Origin of the sequence: Streptomyces echinatus (assembly GCF_014203595.1) — a bacterium.
GTDB classification, from domain to species: Bacteria; Actinomycetota; Actinomycetes; order Streptomycetales; family Streptomycetaceae; genus Streptomyces; species Streptomyces echinatus.
This window is the reverse complement of the sequence record NZ_JACHJK010000024.1, coordinates 51,942-64,004: the sequence shown is the minus strand read 5'-3', so window position 1 is coordinate 64,004 and position 12,063 is coordinate 51,942. Positions and strand designations below refer to the sequence as shown.

Annotated in this window: 22 protein-coding genes and 2 pseudogenes; 21 read left to right on the top strand and 3 right to left on the bottom strand. The window is 69.2% G+C overall.

From position 1 onward, the window contains the following. A pseudogene (locus tag FHS34_RS43100) lies at positions 1-100 on the top strand (chorismate mutase); the annotation flags it as partial. A 44-nt stretch (positions 101-144) separates the two neighbouring features. Here the strand turns inward: FHS34_RS43100 and FHS34_RS38930 are convergent. The 3 genes from FHS34_RS38930 to FHS34_RS38920 form a co-directional block, all read right to left on the bottom strand. Next, a complete protein-coding gene (locus FHS34_RS38930; protein ID WP_184974670.1) occupies positions 145-1,404 on the bottom strand; it encodes a site-specific integrase in 1,260 nt (419 codons plus the stop codon). Between the two features lie 15 nt (positions 1,405-1,419). Beyond that, positions 1,420-1,824, bottom strand: coding sequence for a hypothetical protein (locus FHS34_RS38925; RefSeq protein WP_184974668.1), 405 nt, complete (start codon positions 1,822-1,824; stop codon positions 1,420-1,422). Positions 1,825-1,933: 109 nt separating this feature from the next. Beyond that, positions 1,934-2,473 (bottom strand): helix-turn-helix domain-containing protein, encoded by a 540-nt coding sequence (locus FHS34_RS38920; RefSeq protein WP_184974664.1) that lies wholly within the window; start codon positions 2,471-2,473, stop codon positions 1,934-1,936. 214 nt (positions 2,474-2,687) lie between these two features. Between FHS34_RS38920 and FHS34_RS38915 the strand changes: the two genes are divergently transcribed. The 20 genes and pseudogenes from FHS34_RS38915 to FHS34_RS42070 all read left to right on the top strand — a co-directional run. Next, complete coding sequence (locus FHS34_RS38915; protein WP_225817741.1) at positions 2,688-2,894, top strand: helix-turn-helix domain-containing protein; 207 nt, start codon at positions 2,688-2,690, stop codon at positions 2,892-2,894. Beyond that, entirely contained in the window at positions 2,891-3,184 is a 294-nt protein-coding gene (locus FHS34_RS38910; RefSeq protein ID WP_184974657.1) for a helix-turn-helix domain-containing protein, read from the top strand. Before FHS34_RS38915 ends, FHS34_RS38910 begins: the two co-directional genes overlap by 4 nt. 81 nt (positions 3,185-3,265) lie before the next feature. Continuing rightward, positions 3,266-3,481 (top strand): hypothetical protein, encoded by a 216-nt coding sequence (locus FHS34_RS38905; RefSeq protein WP_184974653.1) that lies wholly within the window; start codon positions 3,266-3,268, stop codon positions 3,479-3,481. Next, positions 3,478-4,206 carry a hypothetical protein gene (locus FHS34_RS38900; protein WP_184974650.1) on the top strand — a complete coding sequence of 243 codons (729 nt, stop codon included), beginning with the start codon at positions 3,478-3,480 and terminating at the stop codon, positions 4,204-4,206. The genes FHS34_RS38905 and FHS34_RS38900 overlap by 4 nt, the downstream gene beginning before the upstream one ends. Next, the gene (locus tag FHS34_RS38895; RefSeq protein ID WP_184974648.1) at positions 4,203-4,442 is read left to right on the top strand and encodes a hypothetical protein; all 240 of its coding nucleotides are present in this window, start codon (positions 4,203-4,205) and stop codon (positions 4,440-4,442) included. Before FHS34_RS38900 ends, FHS34_RS38895 begins: the two co-directional genes overlap by 4 nt. After that, positions 4,435-4,659, top strand: a complete 225-nt coding sequence (locus tag FHS34_RS38890; RefSeq protein WP_184974645.1) for a hypothetical protein — start codon at positions 4,435-4,437, stop codon at positions 4,657-4,659. The genes FHS34_RS38895 and FHS34_RS38890 overlap by 8 nt, the downstream gene beginning before the upstream one ends. Continuing rightward, positions 4,656-4,862, top strand: a complete 207-nt coding sequence (locus FHS34_RS38885; protein WP_184974642.1) for a hypothetical protein — start codon at positions 4,656-4,658, stop codon at positions 4,860-4,862. Before FHS34_RS38890 ends, FHS34_RS38885 begins: the two co-directional genes overlap by 4 nt. Beyond that, positions 4,837-5,283: a hypothetical protein gene (locus tag FHS34_RS38880; protein ID WP_184974639.1), complete on the top strand. Its 447-nt coding sequence runs from the start codon at positions 4,837-4,839 to the stop codon at positions 5,281-5,283. Before FHS34_RS38885 ends, FHS34_RS38880 begins: the two co-directional genes overlap by 26 nt. Then, the gene (locus FHS34_RS38875) at positions 5,280-5,909 is read left to right on the top strand and encodes a hypothetical protein (protein ID WP_184974636.1); all 630 of its coding nucleotides are present in this window, start codon (positions 5,280-5,282) and stop codon (positions 5,907-5,909) included. Before FHS34_RS38880 ends, FHS34_RS38875 begins: the two co-directional genes overlap by 4 nt. Beyond that, on the top strand, positions 5,906-6,313 hold the full coding sequence (locus tag FHS34_RS38870) for a hypothetical protein (protein WP_184974633.1): 408 nt from the start codon (positions 5,906-5,908) through the stop codon (positions 6,311-6,313). Before FHS34_RS38875 ends, FHS34_RS38870 begins: the two co-directional genes overlap by 4 nt. A gap of 69 nt (positions 6,314-6,382) precedes the next feature. Continuing rightward, positions 6,383-6,718 (top strand): hypothetical protein, encoded by a 336-nt coding sequence (locus tag FHS34_RS38865; protein ID WP_184974630.1) that lies wholly within the window; start codon positions 6,383-6,385, stop codon positions 6,716-6,718. A 115-nt stretch (positions 6,719-6,833) separates the two neighbouring features. Next, complete coding sequence (locus FHS34_RS38860) at positions 6,834-7,661, top strand: PD-(D/E)XK nuclease-like domain-containing protein (RefSeq protein ID WP_184974627.1); 828 nt, start codon at positions 6,834-6,836, stop codon at positions 7,659-7,661. A gap of 9 nt (positions 7,662-7,670) precedes the next feature. Then, entirely contained in the window at positions 7,671-8,441 is a 771-nt protein-coding gene (locus FHS34_RS38855) for an ATP-binding protein (protein ID WP_225817742.1), read from the top strand. Between the two features lie 65 nt (positions 8,442-8,506). Next, positions 8,507-9,229, top strand: a complete 723-nt coding sequence (locus tag FHS34_RS38850; protein WP_184974624.1) for an HNH endonuclease — start codon at positions 8,507-8,509, stop codon at positions 9,227-9,229. After that, positions 9,226-9,630: a hypothetical protein gene (locus FHS34_RS38845; protein ID WP_184974621.1), complete on the top strand. Its 405-nt coding sequence runs from the start codon at positions 9,226-9,228 to the stop codon at positions 9,628-9,630. Before FHS34_RS38850 ends, FHS34_RS38845 begins: the two co-directional genes overlap by 4 nt. Then, positions 9,630-9,764: a hypothetical protein gene (locus tag FHS34_RS43635; RefSeq protein WP_263978465.1), complete on the top strand. Its 135-nt coding sequence runs from the start codon at positions 9,630-9,632 to the stop codon at positions 9,762-9,764. Before FHS34_RS38845 ends, FHS34_RS43635 begins: the two co-directional genes overlap by 1 nt. Beyond that, the gene (locus FHS34_RS38840; RefSeq protein WP_184974618.1) at positions 9,761-9,970 is read left to right on the top strand and encodes a hypothetical protein; all 210 of its coding nucleotides are present in this window, start codon (positions 9,761-9,763) and stop codon (positions 9,968-9,970) included. The genes FHS34_RS43635 and FHS34_RS38840 overlap by 4 nt, the downstream gene beginning before the upstream one ends. 215 nt (positions 9,971-10,185) lie before the next feature. Further along, the gene (locus tag FHS34_RS38835; RefSeq protein ID WP_184974615.1) at positions 10,186-10,797 is read left to right on the top strand and encodes a helix-turn-helix domain-containing protein; all 612 of its coding nucleotides are present in this window, start codon (positions 10,186-10,188) and stop codon (positions 10,795-10,797) included. After that, positions 10,794-11,534, top strand: a complete 741-nt coding sequence (locus FHS34_RS38830) for a DNA cytosine methyltransferase (RefSeq protein ID WP_184974612.1) — start codon at positions 10,794-10,796, stop codon at positions 11,532-11,534. The genes FHS34_RS38835 and FHS34_RS38830 overlap by 4 nt, the downstream gene beginning before the upstream one ends. Positions 11,535-11,676: 142 nt before the next feature. Beyond that, positions 11,677-12,063 (top strand): annotated as a pseudogene (locus FHS34_RS42070) (hypothetical protein); the annotation flags it as partial.

The following is a 12,063-nucleotide window of genomic DNA, read 5'->3' as shown; positions in this document are numbered from 1 at the left end:
CGCCGAGAAGTTCCTGAACTTCATCATCGCTGAAGTGATCAGACACCACGAAAGCCTCGCCGACGAGGCCCTGACCAGCAACGGAACCTCAGAGTCTTGACGTGTCCACTGCGGAAACTGATCGTTTAGGAGAGATTCAGGAGACTAGCCCTCCCAGATGCTCCCCCACCCCAGGTTCCGCATCGCCCGCTCATACAGCTCCTGCAACCCCTGCAACCGCTGCTTGCGCATCGGCGGCGTCGGGTGGCGGTACGTGCCCTTGATGCCAGGGTACTTGTGCCCCATCTGTTCGTACCCCAGCACCGGCGCCACCCCGATCTGCTCCTGCCACGAGTCGTGCGTGTGCCTGAGGTCCCGCATCGTTAGGCCCCGCGCGATCGGCTCCCACTCCGGGCAGGCGGGCCGGCCGCGGCCCGGGAGGCGCTCGTCCCGCCCGTCGGCGGCGGGGCGCAGCACCTCGAACCAGTAGCTGCGCCACCACCAGGTGCCCTTCTTCGTCGTGAACACGAAGTCGTGCGGCCAGTCGGCGAGGTGCTTCTCCAGCAGTTGGGCGAGGAACGGCGGCACGTCCACATCCCGGGCGCTCTTCTGGTTCTTCGGTGGCTCGAGGCCGCGGTATGCCTTCCGCTTGCCTTCGTTGGTGCGGACCGTGTACTCGGCGAGCGCGCCGTCGGTCTTGTCGATGCGGATGACCGGGCAGGTGAACTCGCCGCCGTCGTGTTTCTGCCGCCGTTCCAGCAGCGCGTTGCGCCGGTGCAGGCCCGTCAGCTCTTCCCACCGCAGCCCCGTCCAGGCGGCGGTGACGACGTGCAGCCCGTACACCGGGCCGAGACGCCGGGCCAGCTGCAGCACCACCTCAGGCTCAAAGACCTGCTCCTCGTCCGACTTCTTCTTCACGATGTCGGCGGGCAGGCCGGTGAGGCGACGGCCAGCGAGCGGGTTCACGGTCAGGTAGCGCTTGTCGACGGCCCCATTGACGATGCGGCTCATCAGCTGCACGCAGTCCCGCACCGTGCTGCGGGCCACCGTGAGCGCCAGCACCCGGGCCCAGGCTTCGACGTCGAACCAGTTGAGCGCGATGAGCGGCGTGTCCTTCCACTTGGGAAGGAGGTGCGTCTCCAGGCGCTCCCACCGGTTCATCGTCGTCCGGCCGCGCGGCTTCTGTGCTTCCATCCACTCGGCGACGAACGTGCCGAACGTGGTGCGCGCCAGGTCGGGGTCGACCCAGCGGCCTTCACGGATCGCAGCCTCCTGCTGGTCGCCCCAGTCCTCTGCGAGCTTCTTGGTGGGGAAGCCCGACTCCGAGCCCCAGCTGCCGTCAGGTCTCTTGTACTTGACGCGCCACGTGAACTTGGTGGTCTTCTTCCCGTTGCGGACCTTGAAGACCTTTTCGGCGTAGGCCACGGTGCCCCCTTGCGATCAGCTATCGGCACCAGTGTCGCTGTCGTGGTAGCCCTTGGGTACTCGCTGCCAGTGCGGAGAGCGCTCCGTGTCGAGCCGGCCGAGGTAGTCCGCGGCGCGCTGGCTGAGAAGCGACGGGTCCACCGTGTAGGTGATGGACTTCGAGCAGTCCTCGACGCCGATCTCCAGCCGGTCGGCCGGCTTGGGAATGCGCTCCCAGGTGACGAGCACGACGGGGCCGAGCGGGGAGCCGGGCGGCCGGGGGGCCCAGAACTGGGCCTGCTCGGTGAGCAGGCGCGAGAGCGGCTCGGCTCCGTCTTCGCTTATGTCTGTCTCGTGCAGCCGGAATACGCACCCGCTGCCGTCTTCGAGATCGATGATCTCGGGCTCTACGTAGTCACCCTTGACACGCTCAACGTGCATAACCCACATGCGCAGTTACCCCGATCCGAGCAGTGCCCCCCCTCGGTGACGGTATGTAGATCGAAGCACACTATTGAGTCACAGTCGACCTGTTGAGGCCGAAACAATCTCACGACTCCGTCGGGGCGTCCGTTTCGCCGGGCATCGCCTGAAGGTGACGCCGAGTCCTGCGCCACTTCCGCCAGAGCTCGTCGAGCTCCTCTTCGCTGATGTCCTCGGCCCCCTTGAGGACGACGATGATGCGGGTGTCGTCATCCTCCTCGCTCCCCATGTGGACCACGGTGTGATCGAGGGTCTTGCCCGAGCGGAGCTCACGGTCGACAGCCGGCGGCAGATCGGATGGGGCAGGCTCGGGCTGGACCGGGACGGGCTGCACGTCGGGCTCCGGTTCCTCGCCGTCGAGGATGCGGCTCGGAGAGTCGGCCGTCCAGCCGACCAGGCGCGCGTAGTCCCGCATGGTGCGCGTGACCTTGCTGAAGTCGGTGCCGTTGGACTGGCGACCGCGTTCGATGGCCTGGATCGGTGCGCGGGAAACGTGGAGTGCGTCCGCAGCTTCCTGCTGCGTGAGGCCCTTGTCCCGGCGTGCGGCGGCGAAGGTGCGGCCGAGCCGTTCCCAGTTTGAGAGATTCCACTCTCGTTCACGGTCCATGTCTCCACATCATGCACTACTGCCATGCAACCGCCCAGCCGGGTTCAGGCCTATTGACCAGCATCGCTGACCGCAAATAGAGCGTTTGGGTTGCATGGGGCGCACGCGGCGGAGCGGCAGCTATGGGACTTCGCGCCCCCTGCTGCTAGAAAGTAGAGCCCTAATGTTGCTCTACCGCTTGCTTACCGCTGCACTACCGTCTAGCTTCTAGAGCGTGAGACCGCACCCCAGCGCTATCCGCTTCAGAAGGGGGGCTCTACGTATGAGCCTTGCCACGCTCTCAAAGCTCACCGGCATAAACAAAGGCCATCTCTCCCGCGTCGAGCGGGGCCTTGCCGGACTCGGAGACGACAACATCTCCAAGGTCGCGGAAGCCCTGGGTGTCACCCCTGACGACATCACCCACAAGGAGAAGCCGTGACCGCCCCCAAGGCCACGAAGACCGCGACCAGCAAGCGGCCCGCCCCCAAGGTCCGCGACAACCTCCCAGCCCCGCAGACAGCCGAGGGCCTCTACTTCCACTACACGCCGGCCGAAGCCGCCCGCTGGACGCCGTTCTCGTACCGGACGCTCATCGACCTGATCCGGCGGCGAGAAATCGACTACGTCTTCAACGGCCGCGACAACTACCTCACCGGCGCCCAGATCGTGGCCCTCGTCGAGCGCTACACCGTTCGCCCGTTCGAGAAGCCGGCCCGCGCCGCCGCCTGACGGCAGCAAAGAGGCCGCCCCGGTTGCGACCCGAGACGGCCAGATCCACCCACACCATCCGTGAAGAAGAAGGGCAGACCTATGCCTGCATCATCTCACCCCACGTCCCCGTTGATCGAGCCGCTGGGCTCCGACGTCACCGAGATCCACATCATGCCGGGGTTCGGTAACCGGCTACAGGTCGTGTTCCACGGCACGCAGGGCATGCCGGAAGCCATGCCAGGTGCGGTCGCCTCGGTGACCGTGTACGGCGACGGCCGCATCTCCTACGAGCCGCTGCCCGAGGTGACCGCATGAGCGAGTACGCCGAGATCGCCGCCCACGTCGCCCGTGACGTGAAGGACGGCAAGCTGATCGAGCTCCGCGAGGAGGGTGTGTTCCGGCACGTCGAGTTCAAGGCCCTACAGGGGTGGTCCCGGATCATCCTGGTGACGTGGCCGTACAACCTCCTGGTCGCCGGCTCGCACGGCTCGTTCCACTTCGAGCGGTTCGGCCCGGACACCGAGGACATGTTCGACTGGCTGCGCGGCATCCGCGTCGAGCCGAGGTCGTGGGCGTCGAAGCTGGTCAACGGGGTCGACTCGGTTCGCGAGTACGACCAGGACCGCCTCGTGAAGCAGGTCAAGGAGGAGGTCGCCGAGGCGGTCAAGGAGGGTGCGCCGCGCGGCCTGCGGGCTGCGGTCCGCGAGCAGATCCTCGAGAGTGACTGGCTGCACAGCAAGGACATGGCCATGCAGCTGGTCGCCGAGTTCGAGCACGGAATGACGTACCGCGCAGAGTGTGAGTGCGGCCTCTTCGAGGACTTCGACTCCTACGGCGACGCAATCACCTGGAAGGTGCTCAGCCACAAGGAAGACGGCGACAAGCACAAGGTCAAGACCCGAGAGACGGGTGGCTTCCGCTTCTCCGACGTCTGCGAGTGGCGCGTCCACAAGCTGGACTACCACTTCGTCTACCAGTGCTACGCGGCCTCCTGGGGCATCGCCCAGTACGACGCGGCCCGGAAGCAGGTGGCCCGATGACCGTCGACCTGTCCCGCCTGGACGTGCCGCTGCCCGTCGTCGAGGCCGACGCCTGCTTCCTGGCCGCCGCAGCCCGAGCCACGGACCCGAAGGACCAGCTGGTGTACCAGCTCGACGCCTGGCTCGTCCGTCACCCCGAAGCCTGCGCCACTGACGCGGACTACCCGGGATGGGCCGAGTACATCGCCGCCCGCGAAGCCGACAACCGCCGCGCCAGGGAGGCCAGCCATGGCTGAGCTGACCGCCCGCCAGCAGCAGCTGCTCGGCATCCTCCGCTGCCGCCGCGGTGTCGTGACCACGGACCGCGTGCACCGGGTGAACCGCGACCTCGGCGCCCCGAAGCGGACGACGGCCCGCCACGACATCCGCACCTTCCACCGGGCCGGCCTCCTCATCCAGGGCGGCGCCGATGACCGCCGCTTCTACCTGCTGACGAAGAAGGCCGTCCGGTGACGGCGACGGCCGCCGAGGTGGTCCGCCTCCGCCACCGGGTGGGGGAGCTGGAAGCCGAGATCAAGCGGCTGGCCGCCAAGAACCGCGAGCTTGAGCAGGCCGCCGAGACGAGCCGCAACTTCAAGGCCAGCGTCGAAGCCGGCCACATCACCCTCGACCTCGACAACTGGGGGACCAGTGAGTCTCACACTCCCCGGCCGTAGCGCCAGGCCGGCCCGCAAGCACCGCGCCATAGACCGGCTCGCCCAGCGGGAGCAGGAACTCGCCGAACTGCAGCAGCGGCTCGACGACGCCGACGCGCTGATCATGCGGCAGGCCGTCCAGCTCGGCGAGCTGCAGACGGAGAACGAGCGGCTCACCGAGCGGCTGCAGGAGACGCAGGACGCGCTGATCAACATCGGCCGGGACCGTGACGCCCTGGAGCGCTACGTCCACGACCTCGAAGGCCAGGTCGCCGATCGCGACCGGCGGCTCGACGTCCGCACCTGGGCTCACGCCGCGGTCGCCAAGACGCAGGAGATGGCCGTCGTCGTCCCGGTGCCGCTGCACCAGTCGCCGATGGCCGAACCCGGCCCCGACCACGCCCTCTTGCAGGCGCAGAAGACCACCAAGGAGATCGCATGAACGCCGCCGACCGTGTCGCCGCCCTGCGCGAGGAGTACGCGCGGCTCGGCGAGCCCGTCGACCACCTGACCGACGCCGAGCTGCTCAACCGCGAAGTCGAGCGGACGCAGAAGGAATCCCGGCGCCACGAGAACGCCTACAGCTCGCTGCTGCAGGACCAGGTGAAGCACGACCGGTCCGTCTACGCCGCCGCCCGCCGGGAGGCCGCCGATCAGCAGATCGCACGCGGCGGCCTGTACCTGGGAGTCATCGTCCGTCGGGCCGCCACGCCCATCACCGGCCTCCTCTACCGCATCTCCCAGCTGCCTGATCGACCGGCCCCCAAGGTGGTCGAGGAGCTGCGCTCCGCGGCCCGCCGCGCCCAGTGGACGCTCGATGGCGTCGTCACCGACAAGGTGCTCGACGAGGTCGCCGAACGGGACCCCGAGGTGAAGCTGGCCGAGGCCCAGGCCGCCGAGATCCAGCGACTACGCAGCGTCCTGGTCGAGCAGGGGCAGCGGCTGCACCGCGACCACGCCGACCTCGGCTCCCACCTCGGACGCTGTGAGTGCCCCGGCTGTGAGCTGATCCGGGTCATGGATGGCCTGCGGGTCGAACCGGCAACAGAGGTGGCGAGTGCGTCATGACCGTCCGTCCCCCGATAGTCGGCGCCGCCGTGTGGACCGCGGTGATGAACCGCGCCGGCCACCGGTGCGAGTGCCGGGGCGCCTGCGGCAAGAGGCACTCGGCGAGCGGCAGTCGCACGCAAGGCCGCTGCGACCTGGAGAACGGCAAGCACATCAGCAAGAAGGGCGAGGTAGTCCTGATCGCGATGCCGCGGGACCCGATCAACGAGGGCGACTTCGCGACTGCCGCCTCGCTGCCGGCCCGACGTCTCGCGGCGATGTGCCCGCTCTGCTACGACGCGGTGTTCGCCAAGATCCGCAAGGCGGTGAAGGACCTGCCGCCCCAGGACGACGGGCTGTTCAGCGTCGAGGAGTTCCGCGTCGACCCGGCCAGCAAGAAGCAGGCCGACGTCGGGGCCGCTTAGACCAGCGCCCGGCCGGCGCATGACCTAGGGCCCCGGTCGGGCGCGCAAGCCACAACCCCTGTAGCCGGCGTGCGCGTCGAGCCCCCACTCCGCGCCGCCGCCCAGGGCCTCCAGCCCCGCCACCCCCCGACGGGGCTGGAGGCCCACCCCAAGCACACCCCGAAACGAGGACCCATGCACCTCGCCCGCACCTTCGGCCGCTGGCAGATCGAACTGCACCGCCGGGCCCTGCACCTCACCCGGCAGCCCAACCCGAACTGCCCCGACTGCCGCGGCAACCAAGGCGGCTGGACCCGTAACGGCTTCGGCGCCGACTGGGACGAATGCCCCTGCCTCGACCAACTCCGCACCTGGCGCCTGCCCCTCTGGCCCCGCCGACCGATCCGAGAGGAGTACCCGTTCTGATGGCCACCGACCAGCAGCCGATCCGCTGCACCCGCTGCGGCGACGAGGACGGCCCGTTCACCGACGAGCAGCTGTGCGAACCCTGCGCCCGCCCGATGCCGCTGGACGGCGTCGCATGAGCGGGGCGCCGGTCGAGGTCGAGCCCGGCCTGTACGACATCCCCGCCGAGCAGTACCACGCCGATCCCATCCCCGGCGGCAGCCTGTCGTCGACCGGCGCCCGCAAGCTCGCCACCGAGTGCCCGGCCAAGTTCAAGCACTGGCTCGACAACCCGCAGCCCCACACCAAGGCCCTCGACCTCGGCACCGCCGCCCACAAGCTCGTCCTCGACGACGGCCCCGAGCTGGTCCTCGTCGACGCCCCGCGGTGGGACACCGACAGCATCAAGGCCGAGGTCGCCGCGATACGGGCGGCCGGTGACATCCCGCTCAAGCTCCACGAGCTGGACCAGGTCCACGCCATGGCCACCGCCCTCCGCGCCAACGAAGAGGCCGCTGCCCTGCTGGAGCCCGGCTCCGGACTCGCCGAGATGTCCGCGTTCTGGGAGGACCACGGCGTCTGGCGACGCTGCCGCTTCGACTGGCTCCGTGACGACGGCCAGATCGTCGACTACAAGACCGCCCGCTCCTGCCGCCGGGAGGACTTGGAGAAGGCGTTCAACGAGCACGGCTATCACCAGCAACAGGGTTGGTACGAGGACGGCGGTGAGGCCCTCGGCGTCGCCGATCCCGAGCGGCCCATGCAGTTCGTGGTCCAGGAGAAGGACCCGCCCTATCTGGTGGTCGTCACGACCTGCGACCCGATGGCCCGCGGCATCGGCCGCCACCTCAACGACGTCGCCCTCAACACCTACGCCATCTGCCGCGACCGCGGTGAGTGGCCCGGCTACCTGCCCAACCCGATGATCTCGCTCCCCGCCTGGGTCGAGCGCCAGTACGCCTAGGAGCACCCCGTGTCCCAGCTTCCGCAGCCCGTCCGCACGGGCCGCCCCGCCGCCGAACAGAACGGGGCCCCCGACGAGTTCGCGTTCCGCCCCGCGAGCAAGGCCGGACGCAAGGCCCGCCTGTCCGTCCAGGGCATGTCCGGATCCGGCAAGACCTGGACCGGCCTGTCCATCGCCCACGGCCTGTCCGAAGGCAACAAGTTCGGCGTCATCGACACCGAGGGCGGAGCCGCCAGCCTGTACGCCGGCATCGGCGGCATCCAGTTCGACGCCGTCTCCCTGGACCGCTACGACCCGCGCGACCTGATCCGCATCCTCGAATCCGCCGCCAAGGCCGGCTACCCCACCGTCTTCGTCGACAGCCTCTCCCACTTCTGGAAGGGCACTGACGGCACCCTCGACCAGGTCGAGAAGGCCAGCAGCCGGTACGGCGGCAACAAGTTCGCCGGCTGGAAGGACGGCACCCCCATCCAGAACGACATGGTCGCCGCGATCCTCGCCTACCCCGGGCACGTCGTCTGCTCGATGCGCTCCTACACGGAGTGGGTGCTGAACGGCGGCAAGCCGGAGCGGGTCGGGATGAGGCCCGAGCAGCGCAAGGGCATCGAGTACGAATTCGACGTCGCCGTGGCCATGGACCTGGAGAACACCCTCGAAGTCCTCAAGTCCCGCTGCCCCGACCTCCACCGCAAGGTCATCAAGCGGCCCGTCGGAGCCCGCGACATCGCCGCCCCGCTCCTCGCCTGGCTCAACGCCAAGCCCGAGCAGCCCACCGAGTAACCCGCCCGAGGCGCCGGCCGCGCCCGAATCGCGGCCGGCAGCCGGGCAACGAAAGGAGGACGAAAATGGCCCGCCTCACACCTGAAGCATATGAGGCACTGCAAGGGCAGCTGCTGAACGCGGCTAACGACACCCAGTTCGTCAGTCGCTTCTGGGCTCGAGTGCAGAAGTCGGAGAACTGCTGGCTCTGGACCGGCGGCAAGGCCGGCCAGTATGGCCAGCTGACTCTGCAGAGGCGCCGCCTCTTGGCGCACCGAGTCTCCTGGGTGATCACAAACAGGAAGGTTCTGCCGCAGGTCGCTGTCATCCGACACCGATGCGACACGCCTCTCTGCGTGCGGCCGGACCACCTGGAAGCCGGCTCTGTCGCTCAAAACGTGCGTGATGTCTACGAGCGTCGACGCCGCACACCGAAGACCTGGCCGCAGGGCGCGGGGCGACCGAACGCGGTCCTGGATGACGAGACGGTTGCCCAGATGCGTCGCGCGGTCCGCAGCGGCCGGTCCATCCGCTCGCTAGCGCTAGAGATCGGCGTCGACTACACGTCTGCTCACCGTGCGGTACGCGGCATCGGTTGGACTCACGTCACCGAGCCGCCCGTACCGAAGGCGCGCATCTATCCGCCTCACCGAGCGAACTTCGTCCGCAACAACCCCGACGTAGTGGCCCAGGCGCGGGAGTTGCGCGACAGCGGCCTCAACCTCCGTCAGATAGCCGACCGGCTGGGCATTTCTCGAGCTGCCGCATTCCGCTGCTGCCGAACAGAGAGCAACGAGAGGACGTCATGAGCCACATCCAGCCCGCCTTCGACGGCATCGAGCTCGAGGCCGCGGCCCCCGCCACCCGCCGCGTGATGGACGACTACGAGGCCTGGGTCGACGAGGTCACCCCCGCCTACGTCGAAGCCGCCGACAGCGGCCAGCCGTTCACCATCGACGAGGTCGCCCGCAAGAAGCAACTGCCGGACCCGCCGCACCCGAAGAGCCAGTGGGGCGGCCTCCCCGCCCGGCTGCAGGACGCCGGCATCATCCGCCACCACGGCTACGGGCCGTCCGCCCGCGCCCGCAAGAGCCTCGTCTACGTGTGGATAGGCGTCCCCGTCGCCCATCGAGAGGCCGTCGCCCGGCGCCGGCGCGAGGAGCGCGCCGCCCGTCGTGCCGCCCGCGCCGAGCAGCAGAAGGTGGCGTGATGGATCTCGACCGTCTGCAGCACGTCAGCCTCTGGTGGGTGGTGCCCGCCGCCGTCGTCATCGGCGCGATCGGCGGGGCCCTCGGAGCCGCCGGCCGGTGCATCGCCGACTGGGCCCGCGGGAGGCGGCCGTGACCGGCCAACCCCTCGAAGCCGCCTTCCGCTTCGCCCTCTGGGTCCTCCCTGGCGTCGTCTTCAACGTCGCCGTCCTGGTCCTCGTCCTCGCCCCCACCGCCATCAGGCATCTGGTGCGCGAGGCCCGCATCCACCACGGGATCCGGCAGTTCGAGCAGTTCACCCACCAGCCCGCCACCCGCCACAGCCGGAAGGAGCAGCCGTGACCACCACGCCCCGCAACCTCCCACCCCACGGAACCGAGTATCGCTACCGCGGACCGACTGACGGCTCCTGGCCCGGCTGCCGCTGCCCCAGGTGCACACAGGCCCAGGCGCGCGGCGGGAAAGCCCGCGCACTAGCCCGCCTCCGAGGCGAAGGCCCCCTCCATCCTGGCGCCCCCGTCGTCGCGCACATCAACACACTGCACAACGAGTACGGCATGAGCTACGCGCTCATTGCCCGCCGCGCCGGCGTCTCCGACGCCACCATCACCTACCTGGTGCGCGGCATCACCAAGAACCCGAAGCGAGACAAGGCACTGCGCATCCTCGCCGTCAAGCCGGCCGATTTCGACGCCTCCGCCTACCGGCCGTCCTTCATGGCGATCCGCCGACTCCGTGCCCTCTACGTCCTGGGGCACAACCCCACCGTCATCGGCGCCGCCGCCAGCCTCGACCCCTCCACCATCAGCCACGTCGCCAACGGCCGGTACGAAACCGTCGAGGCCGCCACCGACCGCGGCATCCGCCGCGCCTACGCGACGCTGTCCACCCGCATTGGCGCCAGCGCCAAGGCCAGGAAGCGCGCGTTGGCGCTGGGCTGGCACGGCCCGCTCGCCTGGGACGACATCGACGACCCCAAGTGCAAGCCGGAAGCCGCCCGCAGGTCCACCGCCAAGGAGGGCAGCAATCGGGTCATCGCCGACGTCTCGCGTGTCGCCGAACTCACCGCGGCAGGCCGGACCGCGCAGCAGATCGCTGACGAACTCGGCTGCCACAAGCGCACCGTTACCCGCGCCCGCCGCCGGGCCGAGATGGGAGTGGCGGCATGATCCGCCCTCGCGTCCTCGACCTGTTCTGCTGCTCCGGCGGCGCAGGAATGGGCTACTGGCAGGCCGGCTTCGACGTCGTCGGCGTCGACATCCAGCCCCGGCCCCGATACCCGTTCACCTTCATCCAAGGCGACGCCCTCGACGTCATGCAGGAGACGTGCCAAGAGTTCCACCTCGTCCACGCCTCCCCGCCCTGCCAACCGCACACCGCACTCACCAAGGGCACCAACAAGGGGCGCGAGTACGCCGACTTCCTCACCGAGATGCGCGAGCTCTGCCTCTGGTACGGCGTCGACTGGGTCATCGAGAACGTGGCCGGCGCTCCCATGCGGGTCGACCTCAACCTGTGCGGCGAGATGTTCGGGCTCGGCGTCATCCGGCACCGCAAGTTCGAGATCGGCTGGATCGGCTCACCGTCCGCGCGGCAGCCCGAGCACAAGAAGCACCGGGGGCCCGTCCGTGGCTGGCGGCACGGCGTCTACCGCGACGGCCCATACATCGCCGCCTACGGCAAAGGCGGGGGCAAGGGCACCGTCGCCGAGATGCAGCAGGCCATGGGCATCACGTGGACCGACGTCCACGAGGAGCTCACCGAGGCCATCCCGCCCGCCTACACCGCCTACATCGGCCAGCAGTTCGTCACCACCGGCGAATGGGGAGCGGGAGCCGTCCCGGACCCCGATGAACGCGCGGCCCTGCTCGCCCGCGCCAAGCCCGAGACGGCCCTCGCCGCATGACCGCGGGCCGCCGGCCGCGCGACCGGCCCTAGCCAGCAGCACACCGACCCCATCGCTGTAGCCGCACCACCGAGAAGAGGCAGACGTGAGGATCCGGCACCAGAGGCTGACGAGGGACTTCCTGCAAGTCCCCAACGCCACAGTGCGCGACGACCGCCTGAGCCACATGGCGCGCGGCATCCTCGTCGAGCTGCTCAGCCGGCCCGACGGATGGGAGGCCACCGCCGACGACATGTGGCGGGCCTCGGTCGCCAAGCATGGCAAGGCGAGCCCCGGCCGGCGGGCGTTCCGCGCTGCCTTCGCAGAGCTCAAGGAGCACGGTTACCTGACGGCGAACCGGGAGCTCCTGGAGGGCGGCAAGTACGGCACCGTCCTGACCATCACCAACGTTTCCGCAGTTCAGCCCGACGTACCACACGGTGGTACGTCGGAGCGACCTGGAACAACGGGCGTTTCCGCAGGTGGGACCGACGTACCACACGCTGGTACGTCGGACGGCTCCACCGACGTACCACACGCTGGTACGTCG